This is a genomic window from Vibrio sp. 10N.286.49.E11 (genome assembly GCF_041469505.1).
Taxonomy (GTDB): domain Bacteria; phylum Pseudomonadota; class Gammaproteobacteria; order Enterobacterales; family Vibrionaceae; genus Vibrio; species Vibrio crassostreae_C.
This window is the reverse complement of the sequence record NZ_JBFRKQ010000012.1, coordinates 50,668-57,160: the sequence shown is the minus strand read 5'-3', so window position 1 is coordinate 57,160 and position 6,493 is coordinate 50,668. Positions and strand designations below refer to the sequence as shown.

General features: G+C 46.3%; 4 protein-coding genes. 1 reads left to right on the top strand and 3 read right to left on the bottom strand.

All coding sequences use genetic code 11. The features are described from left to right. Positions 1 to 251 precede the first annotated feature (251 nt). On the top strand, positions 252 to 2,135 hold the full coding sequence (locus tag AB4167_RS03080; protein ID WP_017070254.1) for a methyl-accepting chemotaxis protein: 1,884 nt from the start codon (positions 252 to 254) through the stop codon (positions 2,133 to 2,135). Positions 2,136 to 2,205: 70 nt separating this feature from the next. On the opposite strand, the gene azu is transcribed toward AB4167_RS03080, so the two are convergent. The 3 genes from azu to cydD all read right to left on the bottom strand — a co-directional run bounded on the left by azu (position 2,206) and on the right by cydD (position 6,431). Next, on the bottom strand, positions 2,206 to 2,658 hold the full coding sequence (gene azu, locus AB4167_RS03075; RefSeq protein WP_017063577.1) for an azurin: 453 nt from the start codon (positions 2,656 to 2,658) through the stop codon (positions 2,206 to 2,208). Positions 2,659 to 2,932: 274 nt separating this feature from the next. After that, a complete protein-coding gene (cydC, locus tag AB4167_RS03070; protein ID WP_372123492.1) occupies positions 2,933 to 4,654 on the bottom strand; it encodes a heme ABC transporter ATP-binding protein/permease CydC in 1,722 nt (573 codons plus the stop codon). Then, positions 4,647 to 6,431 (bottom strand): heme ABC transporter permease/ATP-binding protein CydD, encoded by a 1,785-nt coding sequence (gene cydD / locus AB4167_RS03065; RefSeq protein WP_372136111.1) that lies wholly within the window; start codon positions 6,429 to 6,431, stop codon positions 4,647 to 4,649. Before cydD ends, cydC begins: the two co-directional genes overlap by 8 nt. Between the last annotated feature and the right edge of the window lie 62 nt (positions 6,432 to 6,493).

Sequence of the window (6,493 nt, the reverse complement as noted above, 5' to 3'; positions counted from 1 at the left end):
GCCTCCTCCTACTCGATTTTCCTCTTTACCGTGTTTTCTTGTCTCTTTTAAGCATGTGAAGTGCGATAAAAATGTTAATAACCGTAGAGACAACACAGCCTTAAATTTGGCGATAAGCCAAGGATTTGACATTACTTAAGCTTATGGTTTACTTAAAATTATATTCCAATATTAAATTGTGAAATCGCTCGAATTTAATACTAATATTGGGTAGTATGCGCGAGATTTCCCACCACTCGTGAAACTTTGACATGAAACTAACACTAAAGCAGAAGTTGATAGGCGCTAGCCTATCTGCTGTTGTCGTTATGGCTACAGCGTTGACTTGGTTGTCAGCAAACCAATTATTTGAACAGACTCGTAATGGCGTATACCTACGAGCTGAAAGCGTATCTGAAGCAGCATCTGAAGGTATTAAAAACTGGATTGATATCCGTACTGATATCGCATCAGCATTTAATGACTTTTCACGAGAGGATGATGTTGTTCCTTTCCTTAGACAAGCTCGTGTAGCGGGTGGCTTTGACGATATCTTTTTAGGTACTCCAGAAGGTGGAATGTACCGTTCACATCCTGAACGTAATCGTGCAGATTACGATCCTCGTCAACGTCCTTGGTACCAAGAAGCAAACGCTGCAGGTAAGCAAATCATTACTACGGCTTACCAAGATGCAATCACCAAAGCACTTCTAGTAACGATCGCAGAACCTGTTCGCCACAATGGCCAACTTGTTGGTGTTGTTGGTGCAGACGTACTGATCGACCAGTTGGTTAACGATGTAATCAGCCTTGATGTTGGTGACAACGCTTACGCAATGCTAATTGATGCCTCTGACGGCACATTCCTAGCACACCCAGATTCAGCACTAAGCTTGAAGCCGGTAAGCCAGCTTTCAAACGATATCTCTATGCCTATCATCGAAAACGCAGTGCGTACGGGTAGCATCGAGATCATCAAAGAGCGCGGCGCAGACAAGCTGCTTTACTTCACGAAGGTGCCTAACACTAACTGGATCTTCGCGGTTCAGATGGACAAAGCAACAGAAGAAGCGAACCACTCAACGCTACTTACTCAGCTGATCATCACTGCTGTCGTTATTACGCTCATCGTAATCGTACTCGTGTCTTGGTTAGTAAGCTTCCTATTCCGCGACCTAAACCGCGTTTCAGCAGCACTTGAAGAAATTGCTTCAGGTGAGGGCGATCTTACTCAACGCCTTGAGCCTAAGAGCGACGACGAAATTGGTCAGCTTGCAGCAAACTTCAACCGCTTTGTGGGTAACATGCACACCATGGTGATCAAGCTAAGCGAAGTATCTGCTGCGCTAGGCAACCAAGCACGTCAAACGGCTTCTCAAGCTGAAGAACGTAGTGCTCGTATCCAAATGCAACAAGACGAGATCAACATGGTAGCAACAGCCGTTAACGAAATGGCTGCAGCAACACAAGAGATCGCAGGTAACGCAGACCACACTGCACAGAACTCATCTGAAGCGGTTGGCGCGTGTGAGCACGGTACTGGTCAAGTGACACAGACTCAAAGCTCTATCCAAAACCTTGCTCAAGAAGTTCAAATCGCAACTAACGTGATTCTCGAGCTTGAAGAGCACGGCAACAGCATCAACGCTATCTTGTCTAACATTCAAGGTATTGCAGAACAAACGAACCTACTTGCACTTAACGCCGCTATTGAAGCAGCACGTGCCGGTGAGCAAGGTCGTGGTTTCGCAGTAGTAGCGGATGAAGTTCGAGTTCTGAGCCAACGTACACACGGTTCAACGCAAGAAATTCAACAAACGATTGAGTTGCTGCAAGGTACAACAGGCAAAGCGGTTAACATCATGAACGATAGCCGTACACTTGCTGAAACCAGTGTTGATGACGCGAACTCAGCGGCTGCAAGCCTAACGCAAATCCATGCTGCTGTTGAACGCATCAGTGACATGGCAACACAGATTGCTTCTGCTGCAGAAGAGCAAGCGTCAGTAACGTCTGAGATTACTCGTAACACTGAAGGAATCCGTGACGTATCTAACGAGCTAGCAGACGAAGCACACCAAGCTGCAGAGCAAGCTGCGCAGCTTTCTGAACTGTCTCACGAGCTAGAAAGCGAAATCAGCCGCTTCAAGCTGTAATCGAAGCCAATAAACAAAGCCCCGACTTAGGTTGGGGCTTTGATGTATCTGTACAATCTAGACTAACGAGTTATTTAAACTCAAACTTGCCCTTCATGATTGCCCAGTGGCCCGGGAATGAACATAGGAAAGAGTAGTCGCCACCGGCTGTCATTTTCTCTGTGCTGAAAGTGATTGAGGTTGACTCGCCACCACCGATAACACGAGTGAAGGCGTAAACGCGGCTGTCGTCAGGTTTTACGTAGTTATTGTCGATACCTGCCGACATACCATCGATGCCTACTGCTTGTAGCGACGCAGTGTCTGTTATAACGACGTTGTGACCCATTGATTGGGCTGGCATAGAACCAGTATGGTTTAGCGTCAGCTTCACTTCTTTACAGCTCGCTGGAACGCTTAATGTGTCAGTTGAAAATTTCATTTGATCACTAGCATCAATCGATACTTCACATTCCGAGCTTGCTTGAGCGGTAAAGCTAGCACCTACAAGCGCTATCGTTGTTGCGATTAATCGTAAAGACATACACTGTTCTCCATTATTTTAGGGGGAGGTTATTCCATGAGGTTGATTGATACGTATTATCCTAGAAAGATGATCATAGTAATGTGCTACGACTTGAATTGTGTGCAACTCGTTGCTTTTTAAATGGTAAGTTTTTGTAGGAAAGGGCAAAACTAATCAGCGCATGAACAACCGTTTAGGGGGGAATGGTTGCTCGAGACTAGAATCGCAGACAACAAAAAGCCCGAGCATAAACTCGGGCCTTGAATAGTTTTCTTTATAGCTTAAGGGGAAGCTAGATTGCCTGACGAAGTTGGAAATAACGTCCTTCTTCGTTTAACAGCTTCTCGTGAGAGCCGTTTTCAACAATCTCGCCTTGTTCAATCAGAACGATAGAATCCATCGACTCTAGACCAATCAAACGGTGAGTGATGAAGATAACCGTCTTGCCTTCAAAGTGCTTCTCGAACAGCGTCATGATGCTGTGTTCGGTTTGCTTATCTAAGCCTTCTGTTGGCTCATCTAGAAGCAGGATAGGCGCATCATGAAGAATCGCACGTGCGATACCAATACGGCGCTTCTCACCACCAGACAGTTGACGACCACCGTCACCTAACCAGCTATCAAGTGCGTTATTCTCAAGCAGCTTTTCTAGGCCAACATCTCTTAGGATATTGGCTAAGTGATCATCGGTCGCTTCTGGTCTTGCAATCAACAAGTTGTCACGCAAAGTACCATTTAGAATGTCGACACGTTGGCTTACTACACTGATTGATTCACGAAGCTGTGATTCGTTCCACTGCGTCAGTTCAATACCCGCGATTGAGATGTAGCCCTTTTTAGGATCCCAGTAGCGAGTCAGAAGCTGGATCAGAGTCGATTTACCAGAACCCGTTTGACCAACAATCGCAACCTTGTGCGTGGCAGGGATCGTTAGGTCAACAGCGTTCAGAACACTGCGCTCAGAGTCAGGGTAGTTGAACGTCACGTTTGAGAACGTAATATCAAGCGGCTTGTTGATGTCGAGTTTCTCTTCAGCAAACTGAACTTCAGGCTCCGACAAAATAACTTCGTTCAAGCGACGTGCTGAAGACAGAGTTTGACCTAAATGCTGGAACGCACCTGCAATTGGCATTAATAGCTCGAAGCTTGCCATGGTTGCGAATGCCATTAGCGCGATGAACGGGTCTGGTGCATTACCACCCACACCGTCAGCCGCAAGCCAAAGCATAAGAACAAGTGTCAAACCGTTGAACAGCATCAGTGCTGCTGACGCCATACCGGTTAGGTTAGCATTCACAAACTGATTCGCCATCAGCTTGCGTTGCGTTTCTAGAATCGCATTACGGTAACGCTCCTCAGCACCGAACAGAGTTAGCTCGCTGTAGCCTTCAATCCAATCAAGCGTCGTTACACGAAGATCCGCTTTGTTCTGTGTTAGCTCACCACCATTACGTTTACCAAGCTTGTAGAACAAGATTGGCCAAACCAACAGCATGATAAGAAGGATAGAACCTAGGATTAAACCTAGTGAGCTATCAAACCACATCAAGAACAGAGTCAGGAAGAAGATCCCAAATACACCCACCGTCACTGGGCTTACTAAGCGCAAGTAAACGTGGTCCATTGCATCGACATCAGCAACCAAACGGTTCAGTAGGTCAGCATCACGAAGGTTTGAAATACGACCTGGGATCAGCGGAGCCAGCTTCTTAAAGAAGAAGATACGCAGATCAGTCAGTAGTTTGAATGTCGCATTGTGGCTCACAACACGCTCACCCCAACGACCCGCTGTTCGGCTCATTGCTAAACCACGTACACCACCACCTGGTAGCATGTAGTTGAAGGTTTCACGTGCAATCGTAAGGCCAGCAACCGCAGAAGCTGAAATAAACCAGCCTGATAGCGTTAACAAGCCGATAGAAGCCGATAGAGTAGCAAAAGCCAATAGCATGCCTAGCGATAGGCCAAACCAATGCTTTTTATAGAGTTTCAGGTAAGGCAGTAAATCACGCATCTAAATTACCCTTATTATCTTGTTGAGCTAAGTTCGCGTTAAGCATCTCTTCGAATAAACCACCCGCAGTCGAAAGCTGAGAGTAATGACCTTGTTCAACAAGACCACCATCGCGCATAACCAGAATGTTATCGACCGATTGAAGCGGGGCAAGTTGGTGCGTCACAAGTAAGGCAGTGCGGCTTTCGATGTTGCTATTGATGCCTTTCATTACCAACTGTTCGCTACGAGTATCTAGGCTGGCAGTGGGTTCATCGAGCAACCAGAACTGACCGTCTTGAATCATTGCGCGAGCTAGAGCCAAACGCTGAGATTGACCCACAGACAGACCGCCAGAGCGATCAGAAATCATGTAATCCAAGCCGTGCTCATTTACGAATTCGTTAGCAAAAGACTGCTCAAGTGCATTCTCGACAACTTGGTCAGTGATATCGTGCTTACCTAGAGTAACGTTGTCACGAATGCTGCCGTGCAGTAGCAACGGGTTTTGACCAACCCAACTAATCGTTTTACGCCAAGAGGCTAAGTCTAGGTCACGCAGTTCAATGCCATTGATTTTCAAGCTTCCTTCATAAGGCATGAAACCAAGAATGGCGTTGATCAAACTTGTTTTACCCGCACCACTTGGACCAACTAACGCAGTCGATTGGCGAGTATTCAGTGCAAACGAGATAGGGCCAACCAGTTGAACACCTTCAGGGCTTAACACTTTGAGATCTTGAGCTTCAATATTGATGCCTTGAGCCGGATCAAGCTGAGTGTCGCCTGATTTAACCTTAGTGATGTCGGTTTCTAGGAACTCGACAATACTTTCAGCTGCGCCAACCGCTTGTTGCTTCGCGTGGTAGAAAGTACCTAAATCACGCAGAGGTTGGTAAAACTCTGGCGCCAAGATAAGGATAAACAAACCTGCGAATAGCGTAATGCCAACGCCGTAGTGGCCGAAGTTAAGCTCGCCGATGTAAGTGAAACCAAAGTAAACCGCCGTCATCGCAATCGAGATAGACGTGAAGAACTCAAGTACTGCAGACGACAAGAAAGCGATCTTCAATACATCCATGGTGCGCGTTCTGAACACCTCAGATGCACCTTTCAATACTTCTGTTTCAGCGTTTGTGCGGTCAAATAGACGGATGGTTGTCATTGACTGCAAACGGTCGTAAAAGTGACCAGAAAGACGTTGCAGTGCTTTGAAGTTTTTACGGTTTGCATCGGCTGCTTTCATGCCAACCAATGCCATGAACATCGGCACCAGTGGCGCAGTCAGCAAGAAGATAAGGCCAGCTGCCCAGTTTACAGGGAATACCACGACCAAAATAATGAATGGAATCATTACCGATAAAGACATTTGAGGTAAGTAACGAGAGAAGAAGTCCTGCATGTCTTCTACTTGTTCTAGCAACAGGGTTGCCCACGTACCGGCAGGTTTGCCTTTGATATAAGCAGGGCCTAACTCACGTAACTTATCAAGGATGAGTTGCCTGATGTAAACACGGATCTGTTCACCACAGCGATAACCTGCGATCTCACGTCCCCATGTACAGCCAGCACGGCCAACGACCGATAATGCCAAGCCTGCGAAATGACCAACCAGTTCAGATTTATCGACATTCTCGATGATCAGCTGGTGAAGAATAGAGGCGAGAAGAGCTGCTTGAGCAATTAAAAACACGCTTGAAAGTACGCCAAGGCTAATCGCAATCATAAGCCAGCGTTTCGCTAACTTACTCTGTTGCTTAAGCCACTTATTCAAGCTGCGTTGTTTTTTCTTATCCATTATGAAGGCTTAATGATAATTATTATTTGTTGAGGGCGGCTAGTATACAAAAGAAAGCCCAG